Source organism: Streptomyces sp. HUAS 15-9 (assembly GCF_025642155.1).
Taxonomy (GTDB): Bacteria; Actinomycetota; Actinomycetes; order Streptomycetales; family Streptomycetaceae; genus Streptomyces.
Genome location: NZ_CP106799.1, coordinates 69,085 through 82,265, shown reverse-complemented (window position 1 = coordinate 82,265; position 13,181 = coordinate 69,085). Strand labels below are relative to the sequence as shown.

Sequence of the window (13,181 nt, the reverse complement as noted above, 5' to 3'; positions counted from 1 at the left end):
GCGCCCGGACACGGAAGCCAACGGAGCCCTGGGGGTCGGGTTGACCACATCACTCGTAGAGACTCTGCGCGGCGAGGGTATCTTCGCCGACGCCTGGAACAAGGAATTCCGGATCCTCCGCGGCGCGGTCGATCCCGCCGGCTGCATCTCCTCCGCCGTCGTCGAGGACAGGCTGGAGTCCAGCCTGCTGCGCTGGCCGTACTTCTCCGTCCTGCGGCAGGGCGCCGTACCGCACGAGCGTGCCTACACCACGTCCCGCGACGTGATCGGGCACGAACGGCCGGGCTTCCCCGACCGCGCCGCGATCCACCGGCTCATGTCGGCAGGCGGCACTCTCAAGCTCAACCAGCTGTCCGACTGGCACCGGCCCACCCGTTCCGTCGTGGAGGAGCTGGAGGCGGCGGCCCCGGTCGCGGTGGCCTCGTACGTCTTCTGGACCCCGCCGGAGAGCCGGGGCATGCTGCCGCACCGCGACGCCTCGCACGTCGTGGCCGTCCAGCTGGAGGGCCGCAAGGAGTGGCAGCTGTACGCGCAGGAGGGTCAGGTGCGCGGCGACGCCGGCCTCGACGTGGACGCGCAGGAACCGACCCACACGTTCGTGCTCGAACCGGGTGACGTGCTGTACCTGCCGCACGGCTGGCCGCACGACGCGATCGCCCGCGACGGTGACTCCTTCCACCTGACCTTCACCCTCACCGAGCCGACGCCCGACGATCTGCTCGAAGCGCTCGCCACCCATCTCCTGGCGAACGACTGGGAGTTGGCCCACCGCTTCCACGCGACCACCCTGGAGGAGCGGACCGAGAACGTGCGCTCCGCGCTGCTCGGCTCCGCCCGCACGCTCGACGACGACACCTGGGCGAACGCCGCCCTCACGGCCATGCGGGAGGTGACCGGATGACCATCACACTCGAGGACCTGGTCGGCGACACCGAGGTCTTCTTCCGGGACCACTGGGCGAGCCAGCCCGCGGTGTTCCGCTCCCGGGCCGACCTCACCGGGCTCATCACCGAGCAGGAGATGTGGGAGGAGGTGGACTGCGGGCTGCTGATCCGCCCGTACTTCACCTCGTTCGACGAGGGCGTGCGCACCGCGATCTCGGAGATGACCCGGCCGCGTACGATCGTCGGTCACCGCGTGCCCGGCTACATCAACCCCGAGCAGATCAAACGGGACTTCGCGGCCGGCGGCACCTTCAAGTTCAGCCAGCCCGAGCACTGGCACCCCCGGCTGCGGGACCTGGTCCGCGCCCTGGAGCCGGAGTTCCGGGCCGAGTTGGAGTCGTTCGTCTTCCTCTCCCCGCCCGGCAAGACCGCGATCGCGGCCCACATGGACGGCTCCCATGTGCTCGTCCTGCAGATCGCGGGCGTCAAGGACTGGGTGCTGGGCCGGCTCGACGAGACGTCGACCAGCGACTCCGACCGCTACGCCGGCGGGGTGATCCCCTACGATCGCCGCATGGAGGTCACCCTGAGGCCCGGCGACGTGCTGTACATGCCGCACGGCACCCCGCACTCCGCCACCGCCCGGATCGGCAACTCCCTCCACATCGCCGTCACCATCGAGGAGCCCGGCACCAAGGACCTCGCCAATGTGTTCCTCGCCGAACTGCTCGGGCACCCCGAGTACGAGGCGCTCACCGAGGAGCACCACACGCTGTCCCTGACCGAACGGCTGGCCCGGCTGCGCGCGCTCGTGGCCGACACCCTGGCGGCGGCCGACGCGGACCAGGTGCTCAAGCAGGCCGTACGACTGAAGGCCGGGCACCGCGGATGAGTGTGGCGCTGCGCCCGGTGACCGCGGCCGACCTGGACCGGTTCGACGCGGAGTTCGCCGGACCGGAAGGGCCGGGTGCCTACCAGTGGTTCGGCCACACGCCGACCGTACGGCTGCGGCGGCTGCTCGACGAGCGGGGACTGCTCGGCGGCGACGAGAACATGCTGTCCGTCATCGTTGACGACGTCCTCGCGGGGCGCGTCGAGTGGTTCCGCAGGGCGTGGGGCCGTGCGGACACCTCGTCCTGCTGGGAGATCGCCATCGGCCTCTTCGCGGCGCACCGCGGCCAGGGCGTCGGTACCCGGGCGCAGCGCCTCCTCGTCGACTACCTCTTCGAGCACACCCGCGTCGAACGCGTCCAGGTGTGCACCGACGCCGACAACATCGCCGAGCAGCGCGCGGCGGAGAAGGCCGGCTTCGAGCTGGAGGGCCGCATCCGCCGCGCCCAGTGGCGCGCGGGGGCCTGGCACGACCAGCTCATCTACTCGGTCCTGCGCACGCCCTGAGACGCGGGGGCTTCGCGGAGATCCCGCCCACGTCTCGCCCCCGTCCCGCCGACGTCTCTCCGAGCGGAGACACATCATGCGATCGCCTATGCGTTCCCCCTTGCGTTCCCTGAACGCCCCCGCACGGCGGCTGGCCGTCCTGCACGGCATCGACGGGATCGGAGTCGGCGTGTACGTGGCCGGCTCCGCCGTCTACCTCACCCGGGTCACGGGCCTGACCGCGGCCCAGATCGGTCTCGCGCTCTCCGCGGCGGGGCTGACCGGCCTGCTCGCGTCGGTGCTCTTCGGCATGGTCGCCGACCGGATCGGCGCCCGCCCCCTGCTCAGCCGCCTACTGTTGCTACTCGGTGTCGCGTACCTCCTCCTCCCCGCGGTCCACGCGGCCTGGGAGTTCGTCGCCCTCTCCGTGGTCATAGGTGCCCTGCAGTTCGGTACGGGCCCCTCCTTCATGTCCCTGATCGCCGAACTGGTGCCGGAGAAGGACCGGGTGACGGCCCGCGCCGCGATCAGGTCGGTCGGCAACGCCAGCATGGGCCTGGGCACGCTGGCCGCCGCCGCGGTCATCGCGGTGGGCACGGACGGCGCCCTGCAGATCATCCCGCTCGCCAACGGAGTCACCTTCGTCGTGGCCGCCGTACTGGTGCACCGTCTGCCGGCCGTCGCCGCCCACCCCGCCCCACCGGCCGCGGGCCGCTTCATCGCCCTGCGTGACGTGCCGTTCCTGCGGGTCGTCGGGGTGAACGCCGTACTGGCCCTGCACGACTCGGTGCTGGCGGTCGGCATCCCCCTGTGGATCGTGGTGGGCACGGGCCTGCCCACGACCCTGACCCCGCTCCTCATCGGCCTCAACACCGTGCTGTGCGTGCTGCTCCAGGTCCGCGCGGCCAAGGGCACCGACGACCTGCCCGGCGCCGCCCGCGTCGCCCGCCGCGCGGGCCTGGCCGGAGCCCTGGCCTGCCTCATCCTCGTGCCCAGTGGCGATCTGACGCCCTGGGCCGCCGGAACCCTGGTGACCGCGGCCTTCCTGGTGATGACGGCCGCGGAGCTGTGGCACGCCGGAGCGTCCTACGGCCTAGCCTTCGCGCTGGCCCCCGACGACCGCCGCGGTGAGTACCTGGGGGCGTTCCAACTGCACCACGGGGTCCAGTCGATCGTGGGCCCGGCGGTCCTGACGTCATTCATCGGCAGCGGCTCGGGCGCGGGCTGGACAGCGGTAGCGGCTCTCTTCGCAACGGCGGCCGTCCTGGCACCTCCGGCGGCCCACAGGGCGGTCCCGCACGCGCGGCTTCCCATGACCACCGCTCCCGAACCCGCCCCGCACCTGCCTCCCGCGGCCGCCGACGGCGAATCCGCCCCACAGGGGCCACCCGCACCCGACAACGAAAGCAGCACGGTCGGTGCGGGCGGGAACCCAAACGCGTCCGAAGGCCGGGTGCCCACCCACTGACCCGCACGGCACAACACCACACCACGCCACACCGCACCCACCCCCGGAGGGCCACGCATGCTGCACCCCGCCGCCGGCCCACAAACCCCCGGCCCCTACAGCCGAGCCGACCTGACAGCAGGCCTCCGCACCCTGGGAATCGCCGAAGGCGACACCGTACTGGTGCACACCGCGATCAGCGCCCTCGGCTGGACCGCCGGCGGCGGAGTCGCGCTCGTACGGGCGCTGCGCGACACCGTGGGCCCGTCCGGCACCCTGACCGTACCCACCTTCACCACCTACCTGACCGACCCCGCCACCTGGGTCCAGCGCCCGGTGCCCCGCACCTGGTGGCCCCGAGTCCGCGCGTCCCTGCCGGAGTTCGACCCGGCCGTGCACCCGGCCCAGCCTCGCCTCGGCCGCTTCCCCGAGGTCGTACGATCCCTGCCCGGCGCCCGCCGCTCCGGCCACCCGCTCTACTCCTTCGCCGCGCAGGGCCCGGCCGCGCGGGAGATCCTGGGCGCACATCCGCTCCCGTACGGCCTGGGCGCGAACAGCCCCCTGGCGGGCCTGTGCCGGGCCGGCGCGAAGGTCCTCCTGCTCGGCGTCGGCTGGGACAAGGCGACGGTCCTCCATCTGGCCGAGCACCTCACGCCGTACCCCGGCCGCCGCAGCCACCGTATGGACGTACCACGCGAGACGGCGGACGGAGCCGTCCGCTGGGAGCCCAGTGACCAACTGGTCATGTACGAGGGCGACTACGAGCACATCGGCGCGGCCGCGACCCACGCGGGCCTGGTCACCGAGGGCCCGGTCGGCGCGGCCCGCGCCCTGCTCTGCCCCGCCGCCGAACTCGTGGACCTGGCCTGCGCCTGGCTGTCCCGCCACCGCGACCTGACCGGCTGGCGCGTGGCCCCGAACATGACCGCAGTGACCGAGGCCCCGCCCGCGGCCCTGTGAGTGAGGGAGGAACGACGAAGTCAGGACATGGATCGCCGGTGCTCGTGCCAGGCGCGGGCGGCGTGCCGCATGGGCTGTGCCCACGCGTCCCCGCTCTCTGCGATCGACGTCCAGATCCGATGCTGGGCCCGGGCAAGCGCGTTGAGCCCTGCGGGCGGGGCCGGCCGACTCCCACGCGGGGTGAGTGGCGGCAATGTTCTCCGCCTGGCCGGGGGCGTGACCGTGAGCGATGAGCCACAGCAGCCACAGTGCCGGTTCGATCCAGGCGGCGCCGGTGGAGGCCCATCCCCAGTCCACGAACTGGGCTTTGCTGCCCGTCATCAGGACGTTGTGCGGGTTCCACTCGGTGTGGAGCAGACTGTTGCCCGCGAACCAGGACAGGTCTGCCGGGTCGTCCACGTACGTCCTGAGACGGTGCGGCATGCTCTTCAACTCGACGTCCGGGGCCGGTACTTCGGCCAGCCGGATCATGGTGGCCAGGACCGCGGGCAGGTCGAGTGAGCCCGGCCTGTAGTCCGCGTGGCCGCCGTCCACGTACTCGAAGCCGAGGATGCTCCAGTCACCCTCCTCGACGTGCCACAGCAGTTCCGGTGCGATGCCGTGGACGTAGGGGCTGATCCGGGCCTCACGCTTCTGCGTCCAGACCCGCGGATGATCGAGCGGCAGACCCTTGACGAACAGGGTGCGGTCGACCGTACGCACACGGGCGGCGATGGCACTGTTCAGACCGGCGTTGACGGTCCTTACGTCGACAACGGGGCCGCTGACCTTCTCGATCAGCCGCACCACAGTGTCCGGGAGCTCGGTCAGACGATGGGTGGGCAAGGCGTGTCTCCTGTGGGGGCGCCGGGACCGCGGGTATGCGCGGCCCCGGCAGGTTTTCTACCGGTACGGGTTGTCGTCGTTGCAGCCGGGCACGGTGCCCGCGGTGAGCGCTTCGACGTCGGAGACCAGGACGACGTCCTCCCCACCGCATGATCCTCGCCCCCGAGTGGCCGTGCCGGCGGCGAGACGTGGGGCTATTAACTGCGCGACGCAGCAAACCCCTGGTATTCTCCTGCGTAACACAGTCAATGTGTAACGCACATAAATACTCGGAGTTCAACCCATGCTCACCATCGCCGTCACCGGCGCCACCGGAGCCCAGGGCGGGGCCACCGCCCGTGCCCTGCTGGCCGCAGGCCACCGCGTCCGTGCCCTCAGCCGCGACCCCGCCTCACCCGCCGCCGACGTCCTGCGCGCCCTCGGCGCCGACGTCCGCCGCGCCGACTTCGACGACCGTGCGAGCCTCGACGCCGCCCTCACCGGTGCCGACGCCCTGTTCGCGGTGACGACCCCGTTCGGTACCGACACCGCCGCCGAGACCCGGCAGGGCAGAACCCTCGTCGACGCGGCGGCGGCCGCCCGCCTCGGCCATGTCGTGCTCACCTCGGCCGCCCACGCCGACCGCGGCACCGGCATCCCGCACTACGAGAGCAAGTACCTGGTCGAGCAGCACCTGCGGACGTCGGGCGTGCCCTGGACGGTGCTGGCCCCGGCCGCGTTCATGGACAACCACACGGCCGGCTGGACCCTCGACGGACTGCGCACGGGCACCTTCGCCTGGCCGATGCCCGCCGAGCGCCCGCTCACGCTCATCCCCGCCGTGGACATCGGCGCGTTCGCGGCACTGGCCCTCCAGCGCCGCGACGACTTCGCCGGCCACCGCATCGACATCGCCTCGGACGAACTCACCCCGGCCCGGATCGCGCAGACCCTCGCGGCGGCCGCCGCCCGCCCGATCGTCCACGAGGAGGTGCCCCTGTCGTACGTCCGCACCCGCTCCTCGGACCTGGCGGCGATGTTCGAGTACTTCACCATCACCGGCCTGGACGTCGACGTACCGTCCCTGCGCCGCGACCACCCCGAGGTGCCCTGGCACACCTTCGCCGACTGGACCGCCACCCAGGACTGGCCCGCACTCCTGTCGCCGCTCCCGCAGCATCAGTGAGACCGTGCCCCCTCACGCCCGAACGTCAGCGGAACGCCCCGGCGTTGCGCGCCGCCCACGCCCCGAACGGAGCCGCCGCCCGCCCCAGTACCCGCTCCACGTCCCCGCTGATCCGCTGCTCCTCGGCGGTGGGCTCCCCGAGGATCGCCAGCGTGCCCTCCACGACGGGCGCCGGCAGGAACCGCGACATCTGCGCGTGCGCCTCCTCGCGGCTCTGCTCGACGAAGGTCACCGGCTCCCCGATCGCCTCCGCGACGGCCGCGGCCCGCTGCCGGGGCGTGGTCGCCTCGGGCCCGGTCAGCACATACGTGGCCCCGTCGTGCCCGTCCTCCCGCAGTACGGCGGCGGCCACCGCGGCCACGTCGTCCGGGTCGACGAAGGGCAGCCCCACCCCGGCGAACGGAGCGGCGGCGGTACGGTGCAGCCGTACCGGCTCCGCCCAGGCGAGGGCGTTGGAGGCCAGGCCGCCGGACCGGAGCACCGTGTGTGCCAGCCCCGACCCGGCCACCGCGGCCTCGAACCCGGCGGCGTGCGTGTACACCCCCGGCCGTGTGCCGACGCCCTGCGAGGACAGCAGCACCACCTTGGTGACCCCGGCCGCGGCCGCCCGCTCCAGAATCCCGCCCGGATCCTCCCCGGCGACGAGCAGGAACAGCGCCTTGGCCCCCTCCAACGCCGGCACCAGACTGTCCGGTTCGCCGAGATCGGCGGCGACGGCCCGCACTCCGTCCGGCACATCGGTCCCGGAGATCCGCCGGGCCATGGCGGTCACGGCCTCCCCGGACCCGGCCAGCATCCGGACCAGCGCCCGTCCGACGTTCCCGGTTGCACCAGTTACAACGATCACGGCCCCTCCACGAGGTGAGATGAAGTGAGATGAGACGACGCACATCGTGTGAGTTAGTTGACTAACTCAGTCCCACGCTAGCCGCCCCTACCCCCCGCTGTCTATCCTCAGTCAGGTGACTGACTCAAAGCCGACCAAGCGCGAGCGCCTGGTGGCCGCCGCCGTCCAGGTGTTCCATGAGCAGGGCGTGGAGAAGACCACCCTCGGGGACATCGCCGGAGCCGCCGACGTCCCCCTCGGCAACGTCTACTACTACTTCAAGACCAAGAATCAGCTGGTCGAGGCCGCGGTGGACGCCCACTGCGCCCAACTGCACGTGCTCACCGGCCAGTTGGACGCCCTTCCCGACCCCGCCACCCGACTCAAGTCGCTCATAGCCGGCTGGGTGGAACAGCGCGACGTCGTCGCCCGCTTCGGCTGCCCCTTCGGCACCCTGGCCACCGAGCTCGACAAGCGCGACGACGGCCTGGACCGAGCCGCGGCCAAGGTGATGCGGGCCCTGATCGACTGGACCGAGTCCCAGTTCGCCTTGCTCGGCCGCCCCGACGCCCACGACCTGGCGATCGAACTCGTCGCGGCGTACCAGGGCATGTCGGTCCTCACCAACACCCTGCGTGACCCGGACCTGATGGCCACCCAGGGCCGCCGCCTGCAGGCCTGGATAGACACGCTCCGCTGAATGCGAATACCCGGCGGCTCCCCGAAGGCCGGCGGGTGGCCGGATTCGCGTAGCCGTCGGGCCGGTTGTTGCGCAAAGTGAGGCCGCCAGGCAGGACCAGGTGGGATTATCGGAGGGCACTTGCGGCAGTCCTGTGAGTACGGGCCTGCCGTGGGGCAGGGCTGGGCGCATGAACGCCGAGGGGGAGCCCGCCTCACCTCCGCTCACTGACGACGGTCCTTCCTGTCCGCGTATCGCATGGGGCCGTCGATGAGCAGCTGGTATCAACAGACTTGGTGGACCTACTACGTGTTACCGGGCGGGGCCTGCGCCCTCATCGCGTGGATCGGCCTGCTGAAGCACTTCCACGGCAAGGGCAGGCTCCTGGGTACGGCGCGTTCGGCCGGCCTGTCCCTCTCCGTCATGGCCCTGATGTGCGCGACCGCCATCGGCACGGCACATCTTCTGCCGCACCTGGCCGCGTTGCCACCGGTGACCGCGGGCCTCGCGACCGGCGCCGCGGCGCTGCCCCGCAGGAAGCAGGACGAAAGTACGCAGCCCTACGTCAAGATTCTGACCCTGGGTGTCGCCTCGCTCATGGAGCGGCTCGACTACCGGCTGCGCACGGACGGCCAGAGCTGGTGCGACGCTTTTCTGGCCGACTTCAAGGAGTCGGTGAACCTGCGGATGTTCAACCACAGCCTGAAGCGGTATCTGCTGGACCGCCATCGCCAGCCTGCCGTCTGCAAGACGGTCAACGCGTGCTACGAGGAGGCGGAGCGGGCGATCGACAAGGCTCTCGACATACAGACGAGAACCGACGAGGCCTGTCGTGGCGAGGCGTCCTGGACGCCCCCGCGGGACCCGACCGAACAGGAGCGCTACGACTGCCTGTCGTCCTTCGCCGAGGCCTGCGCCCTGAGCGCACATCTGCTGCTCATCGCCTACCAGCACGGCCGCCGCTCGGAACAGCCTCAGCTGGAGCAACTGCGGGACGACGCGCTCTGGCGCGAGGCGTATCACAGCCCCGGGCTCCCCAGGCAGCGCCGACGTCTCCCGTTCCTTCGCGACCGCTCCTAGCGCGGCCGCAGCGGGGACGTCCGGCGGGCTACAGGTGCGATGTGAGGTCGCTGTCGTGTGCCAGTGATGGATCCCCACTGCTGTCGCTCTGTCCGCCCGGCCCGTGTGCCGGCTGGGGGCGGGGGCGGAACGTGATCTCCACGCTGGCGCCGAGCGCCTCGGCCGCGGCGGCCAGCGTACGGACTGTCAAGTTCGCGTCCCCGGACATGATCTGACTGACGCGTCCGGGACTGACTCCCATGGCCTTGGCCAGATCGGAACGTGATTTCCCCAGCCCGGCCAACAGGCCCGCGAGGGACGCGGTGGCCTGGCGTGCGAGCTGCGCACCGGCTAAGTCCGTACGGCTCTGGCTCTCGTTTCCGGTGAAGAAACCCATGGTGTCACCCCCAACTAGGCGGACAGCAAGGTCTGTTGAACTGTCCGTAGTTCCAGGATGCCACCTTTAGCTGAAGCTAAAAACGCGGTTCCAGGAAAAAGTTCCTCGAAACCCCGCGCAAACCCTGCCAGGGCGCACGGTCTGACCTGCGCCGTAGCCACGCACCGAACATTTCGAGCCGACCCGGGAACATCACCCCAATGGTGGCCGGTCGCACCCCGAACACGCAGGAACCCCGCTCCTGACGGGTCAGGAGCGGGGTTCCGTTCGAGCGCCGGGCAGGCCTTGCACCTGCATCTCCCCGCAGGAAGCGGGACGTCTTTCCTTGGACCACCAACGCATCGCGCGCTTCCCGGTTCGTCCGGGCGGCGAGTTCAAGATCGACTATACAGCACGTACGGCCGTCCGATCTACAAGTCGCATGATCCGACCGCGACCTGCCCGGGCAGGCTGGCTCGGCCCCTCTCCGGCCCCTCTCCGGCCCCTCTCTGGCCTCGCGGTGGTAACAGCTGTTACCATCCTCATATGGCAAAGCCACAGCTCGGCGTACGCGTCGATCCCGAGGTCAAGCAGCTCGCCCAGGTCCGCGCCAAGGACCTCGGGCTGGACCTGGGCGACTACATCGCCCGTCTCGTCCGCGAGGACACCGAGGGGATCCGCGCCCGTGCCCTGGAGGCGGCCCGCCGCTTCCTGGACGAGCACCAGTCGGTCTTCGACGAGGCCGAGGACGCCGAGAGGGTCGGCGAGCCGGGCGCACCGGGGGCGCACGCCGCGTAATGGACCTGCACATCGATGTCCCCTGGATCCTTCAGGTCGCCGAGATCGCCGGCGCGGGCGACCCCGCTCCCGACGACTACGGCGTACCGGTCGCCGCCGTGGCTGCCCACAAGGCCGAACTCCTCCAACAGCCGGTCTACGACGGCCCCTACGCCCGGGCCGCCGCCCTGATCCACATCCTGGGCCGCTGCCGCTGGCTGGAGCGCTCCAACATGGCCGTGGCCGCGGCGACGGGAGTGATGTACCTGGAGGCGTCCGGCATCCCGGTCAAGCCCGCCCGAGAGGACGCGATGGCCCTGCGCGACCTCCTCCGCGACCCCACCTGCACCACCCGCAGGATCGCCACCCTGCTCCGCTCCTGGCCCGTGGTGACCTGACCCCGCGGCTGCCGGTGACTGTTACTCACTTTCGGGTGAAGGTCTGGACGGTGGCGGGCGGCCGGTGCCGGTGCGGCATCGGCCGAGTCCGGCGCTGACATGGGACAACAGCCCACTGAAGCCTTAAACCGGACTATCTGCAACATAAATGACTATTACAGACAAGCGTCACGGAACTGTGCGCGATCTGTAACAGCCCTCGGGTCACCCCGCCGACCGTGCCGCGCGGACCGGAGGGTGTGGATGTGCGGCCACCCGGCCGCCACCCGCACCACGCACCCCCACCTGTGGCCTGCGTCTTCGACGCCGGACGCCCGGGGGAGTGCTCTCACCCTGCAAAGGGGGACCCTGTGTCCGCTTCTGTTCTCGTGACCACCCGCCGTCTGACGGCTGCCGCTGCCGTGGCGGCCGCCGCAGTAGGCGCGGTGGCGCTGCCGGCGGCGGCAGCCGACCACTCGCCGAGGGGCTCGGCCGACCGCGTGGTCATCAGCCGTGTGCAGTACGACTCCGCGGGCCGTGACCGCTCGAACCGCTCCCTGAACCGGGAATGGGTGGAGATCAGCAACAACAGCCGGTACGGCGTCGACCTCACCGGGTGGACGCTGTCGGACGAGGCCGGCCGCACCTACACCTTCCGTGGCTTCCGGCTGAACGGTCAGGCGACCGTGCGCGTCCACACCGGGTTCGGGCGGGACACCCAGAGCGACCTGTACCAGGGCCGGCGCTACGAGGTGTGGGACGACGACACCGACACCGCGACCCTGCGCAACGACCGAGGCCGCTTCATCAGTTCCGCTGCCTGGGGCGACCACCGCCGCCACATCGTCGACCACCGGCGTTACGACGACGACCGCCGCGACCACCGCCGCTTCGAGGACCGTCGCTTCGAGGACCGCCGTATCGACGACCGTCGCCACGAGGGAGGCCGCGGCTGACGGTTCTGCTTCATCGGCTTCCTCACCGGCTTCTTCATCGGCGGCGGCGCGCCACTCTCCTTGAGTGGCGCGCCGCCGGCCGTACTGCCTGACGGGTGATCAGGCGACGACCTCCGCACGCGCCGCTTGCCGCGGCCGGCTGAACCGGCGCACCAGCGGAGCCTCGACCAGCCGGTAGAGCAGCCAGGACGCCACCACCGTGCCGACGGCCGTGCCGACCAGTATCGCGATGCCCTGCGTGGTGGAGTACATCTCCGTACCGAGCTGCTTGCGCAGCCAGGACAGCGCTATGTAGTGCAACAGGTAGAAGGCGAAGGAGATCTCGCCCAGCCAGACCATCGTGCGGTTGCGGAACAGGCTGAAGCGGCCCTCGATGTCCGCGGTCGCCGCGGCCGCGATCAGCAGCGCGATCGGGATGATCATCGCGGCGCGCTGCCCGTAGAGGTAGGGCACGTGGTAGGTGAGCCAGTACCCGCCGGCCAGCAGCACGAACGACGGGATCATGCCGATGTTGCGCCAGCGCCCGTGCTTGACCGCGAGCGCGACCAGGATGCCGAGGGCGAAGTCGACCATGCGGACCGGGGGCAGCACATAGCTGAACCAGTACGCCGAGACGGACAGGTCCTGGCCGCTGGGCACCAGCGGGGTCTTCGGGAACGCCGCGTACGCCACCGCCGGGGTGGCCCACACCGCGGCGATCGCCCCGATGATCCAGTACTTCAGGTGCCGGGCGTCGATGCGCCGGAAGACGGCCAGCAGCAGCGGGAAGCTCAGATAGAAGATCGCCTCCACGCCCAGCGACCAACTCGGCGAGTCCACACTGAAGTTGGTGAAGTACTTGGGCACCCAGACCTGGACCATGAACAGGTTGGCGACGGCGATCCGGGTGGAGGTGTAGTCACTGGCGAACAGCACCATGGCGAGCACCCAGGCGACCACGTAGTTCGGGTAGATCTTGACGAACCTGCGCCGCCAGAACCCCGTCGTGGTGTCGTTGTCCCGCGCCGACCAGGTCAGTACGAACCCGCTGAGGACGAAGAAGAACGACACACCGAGCCCGCCGGCCTGGTCGAACCAGCGGAACAGCCGGAACTCGGTGCGGTCGTCGGCCAGCAGCCGCAGCGGCGGGATCGGCAGGAAGGCGTGGTGGGCGAACACGGCCAGTGCGGCGAGGAACCGCAGACCGGTCAGGGACGGCAGCCGGGAGATCTGGGCACGGTTCGGCTCGGCGGCTTCAGCGGCCTGGGCACCCACACCGCTCTCTTCGGCCGACGCGGAGCCGGTCAGTACTTGGTCAGTGGCCATGGGACTTCCGTTCTCGGGTGAGGTCCTGCAGCGATCTGGTCCTGCGTGGGGGGTGCGAGGCTGGCCTGTCGTCGGGTGCTACTCCTTGGCCGGGAGTCGCATCGCTTTTTGTACAGTCGCGTGCTCGTGGCTCACTCAAGGGTTGTTGAAGGGTTGATCTGGTTCGGC

The 13,181-nt window shown here is 70.7% G+C and carries 14 protein-coding genes; 11 read left to right on the top strand and 3 right to left on the bottom strand.

What is annotated here, in order from left to right; all coding sequences use genetic code 11:
• The first annotated feature begins 40 nt into the window (after positions 1 to 40).
• From N8I87_RS42595 to N8I87_RS42570, 6 genes are all read left to right on the top strand, one after another.
• Complete coding sequence (locus N8I87_RS42595; protein WP_263217152.1) at positions 41 to 901, top strand: cupin domain-containing protein; 861 nt, start codon at positions 41 to 43, stop codon at positions 899 to 901.
• Positions 898 to 1,776, top strand: coding sequence for a cupin domain-containing protein (locus N8I87_RS42590; protein WP_263217150.1), 879 nt, complete (start codon positions 898 to 900; stop codon positions 1,774 to 1,776). Before N8I87_RS42595 ends, N8I87_RS42590 begins: the two co-directional genes overlap by 4 nt.
• The gene (locus N8I87_RS42585) at positions 1,773 to 2,282 is read left to right on the top strand and encodes a GNAT family N-acetyltransferase (RefSeq protein WP_263217149.1); all 510 of its coding nucleotides are present in this window, start codon (positions 1,773 to 1,775) and stop codon (positions 2,280 to 2,282) included. Before N8I87_RS42590 ends, N8I87_RS42585 begins: the two co-directional genes overlap by 4 nt.
• Before the next feature lie 100 nt (positions 2,283 to 2,382).
• Positions 2,383 to 3,729: an MFS transporter gene (locus tag N8I87_RS42580; protein WP_263217148.1), complete on the top strand. Its 1,347-nt coding sequence runs from the start codon at positions 2,383 to 2,385 to the stop codon at positions 3,727 to 3,729.
• A 57-nt stretch (positions 3,730 to 3,786) separates the two neighbouring features.
• Positions 3,787 to 4,668 (top strand): AAC(3) family N-acetyltransferase, encoded by an 882-nt coding sequence (locus N8I87_RS42575; protein ID WP_263217147.1) that lies wholly within the window; start codon positions 3,787 to 3,789, stop codon positions 4,666 to 4,668.
• Positions 4,669 to 5,776: 1,108 nt separating this feature from the next.
• A complete protein-coding gene (locus tag N8I87_RS42570) occupies positions 5,777 to 6,658 on the top strand; it encodes an NmrA/HSCARG family protein (protein ID WP_263217146.1) in 882 nt (293 codons plus the stop codon).
• Positions 6,659 to 6,683: 25 nt separating this feature from the next.
• Here the strand turns inward: N8I87_RS42570 and N8I87_RS42565 are convergent, their stop codons facing one another.
• Positions 6,684 to 7,505 carry an NAD(P)H-binding protein gene (locus N8I87_RS42565; RefSeq protein ID WP_263217145.1) on the bottom strand — a complete coding sequence of 274 codons (822 nt, stop codon included), beginning with the start codon at positions 7,503 to 7,505 and terminating at the stop codon, positions 6,684 to 6,686.
• 115 nt (positions 7,506 to 7,620) lie between these two features.
• On the opposite strand from N8I87_RS42565, the gene N8I87_RS42560 reads away from it, so the two are divergent.
• Together N8I87_RS42560 and N8I87_RS42555 are read left to right on the top strand one after the other, a co-directional pair.
• Complete coding sequence (locus N8I87_RS42560; protein WP_263217144.1) at positions 7,621 to 8,184, top strand: TetR/AcrR family transcriptional regulator; 564 nt, start codon at positions 7,621 to 7,623, stop codon at positions 8,182 to 8,184.
• A gap of 249 nt (positions 8,185 to 8,433) precedes the next feature.
• Positions 8,434 to 9,243, top strand: a complete 810-nt coding sequence (locus N8I87_RS42555; protein ID WP_263217143.1) for a hypothetical protein — start codon at positions 8,434 to 8,436, stop codon at positions 9,241 to 9,243.
• 28 nt (positions 9,244 to 9,271) lie between these two features.
• Here the strand turns inward: N8I87_RS42555 and N8I87_RS42550 are convergent, their stop codons facing one another.
• The gene (locus tag N8I87_RS42550; RefSeq protein ID WP_263217142.1) at positions 9,272 to 9,619 is read right to left on the bottom strand and encodes a helix-turn-helix domain-containing protein; all 348 of its coding nucleotides are present in this window, start codon (positions 9,617 to 9,619) and stop codon (positions 9,272 to 9,274) included.
• A gap of 525 nt (positions 9,620 to 10,144) precedes the next feature.
• On the opposite strand from N8I87_RS42550, the gene N8I87_RS42545 reads away from it, so the two are divergent.
• From N8I87_RS42545 to N8I87_RS42535, 3 genes are all read left to right on the top strand, one after another.
• Positions 10,145 to 10,396 (top strand): hypothetical protein, encoded by a 252-nt coding sequence (locus N8I87_RS42545; protein WP_263217141.1) that lies wholly within the window; start codon positions 10,145 to 10,147, stop codon positions 10,394 to 10,396.
• On the top strand, positions 10,396 to 10,773 hold the full coding sequence (locus N8I87_RS42540) for a fic family toxin-antitoxin system, toxin component (protein ID WP_263217140.1): 378 nt from the start codon (positions 10,396 to 10,398) through the stop codon (positions 10,771 to 10,773). Before N8I87_RS42545 ends, N8I87_RS42540 begins: the two co-directional genes overlap by 1 nt.
• A gap of 350 nt (positions 10,774 to 11,123) precedes the next feature.
• Positions 11,124 to 11,708: a lamin tail domain-containing protein gene (locus N8I87_RS42535; RefSeq protein ID WP_263217139.1), complete on the top strand. Its 585-nt coding sequence runs from the start codon at positions 11,124 to 11,126 to the stop codon at positions 11,706 to 11,708.
• A gap of 99 nt (positions 11,709 to 11,807) precedes the next feature.
• Here the strand turns inward: N8I87_RS42535 and N8I87_RS42530 are convergent, their stop codons facing one another.
• Entirely contained in the window at positions 11,808 to 13,013 is a 1,206-nt protein-coding gene (locus N8I87_RS42530; protein ID WP_263217137.1) for an acyltransferase family protein, read from the bottom strand.
• Positions 13,014 to 13,181: the final 168 nt, after the last annotated feature.